2 protein-coding genes are annotated in these 1,502 nt (G+C 67.4%); both read right to left on the bottom strand.

What is annotated here, in order from left to right; translation table 11 throughout:
- Window positions 1-384: ribonucleotide-diphosphate reductase subunit beta (locus AB0L21_RS39605; protein WP_365788782.1), on the bottom strand; the 384-nt coding region annotated here is incomplete at its 3' end.
- Window positions 384-1,502 (bottom strand): ribonucleoside-diphosphate reductase subunit alpha (locus AB0L21_RS39600; protein WP_365788781.1); only part of this gene is annotated, 1,119 nt, incomplete at its 5' end. The genes AB0L21_RS39605 and AB0L21_RS39600, both read right to left, overlap by 1 nt.

Below are 1,502 nucleotides of genomic sequence, written 5' to 3'. Positions count from 1 at the left end.
GGCGGCGGCGCGGTCGTCGTGGTCGGGGAGGTAGGTGTCCAGGAGGGTGAGGTAGAACTGGACGTGGACGGCTTCCTCGAAGAGCTGACGCGACAGGTACAGGCGCGCTTCGGGGGAGTTGATGTGCTTGTAGAGGGTCAGCACGAGGTTGTTGGCGACGATGGAGTCGCCGGTGGCGAAGAAGGCGACGAGCCGGCCGATGAGGTGTTGCTCTTCCGGTGTCAGTTTGGCGAGGTCGGCGACGTCGGAGTGGAGGTCGACCTCTTCGACGGTCCAGGTGTTCTTGATGGCGTCCCGGTAGCGTTCGTAGAAGTCGGGGTAGCGCATGGGGCGCAGGGTCAGTTCGAAGCCCGGGTCGAGAAGGTTGGCGTTACGGGTGGTCATTACTGGCAGGCCTCGCAGGACTCGGGGTTTTCCAGGGAGCAGGCGATCGCGTCGGGGTCGGTGGTCTGCTGTACGGGGACGGTGGCCTGTGCCTGGGCGGCGCGGGCGATGCGCGTCGCCGGGCGGGAGCGCAGGTAGTACGTCGTCTTGAGCCCGGATTTCCAGGCGTAGGCGTACATCGAGGAGAGCTTGCCGATGGTGGGCGTCTCCAGGAAGAGGTTGAGGGACTGGCCCTGGTCGAGGAACGGGGTGCGGGCGGCGGCCATGTCGATCAGGCCGCGCTGCGGGATCTCCCAGGCCGTGCGGTACAGGGCGCGGATCTCTTCGGGGATCCAGGGGAAGTCCTGGATGGAGCCGTTGGAGTCGCGCAGGGCTTCGCGCGTGCGGGCGTCCCAGACGCCGAGGTTCTTCAGGTCCTGCACGAGGTAGGAGTTGACCTGGAGGAACTCACCCGAGAGGGTCTCGCGTTTGAACAGGTTGGAGACCTGCGGCTCGATGCACTCGTACACCCCCGCGATCGACGCGATGGTCGAGGTCGGGGCGATGGCCAGCAGCAGGGCGTTGCGCATGCCCACGGCGGCGATGCGTTCCCTCAGTGCCGTCCAGCGCTCGGGCCAGGTGAACTCCACGTCGTAGTGGTCGGGGTGGAGGACGCCCTGGGCGGTGCGGGTCTGGTCCCAGGCGGGCAGCGGGCCGTTGCGTTCGGCGAGGTCGGCTGAGGTCTCGTAGGCGGCGAGCATGATGCGCTCGGCGATCCGGGTGGACAGGGCCTTGGCCTCGGGGGAGTCGAAGGGCAGGCGCAGCTTGAAGAAGACGTCCTGCAGGCCCATCGCGCCCAGGCCGACCGGGCGCCACTTGGCGTTGGAGCGGCCCGCCTGCTCGGTCGGGTAGAAGTTGATGTCCACGACGCGGTCCAGGAAGGTGACGGCCGTGCGGACCGTCTCGTCCAGCCGCTCCCAGTCGATGTCACCGTTGTCGACGAAGGCGCCGAGGTTGACGGAGCCCAGGTTGCAGACGGCCGTTTCGGCGTCGTTGGTGACTTCCAGGATCTCGGTGCAGAGGTTGGAGGAGTGGATGACGTTGCCGGGTTCGGCGGTCTGGTTGGCGGTGCGGTTGGC

Origin of the sequence: Streptomyces sp. NPDC052721, from assembly GCF_040678315.1 — a bacterium.
GTDB lineage: Bacteria > Actinomycetota > Actinomycetes > Streptomycetales > Streptomycetaceae > Streptomyces.
This window is presented reverse-complemented; position numbering and strand designations above follow the sequence as displayed.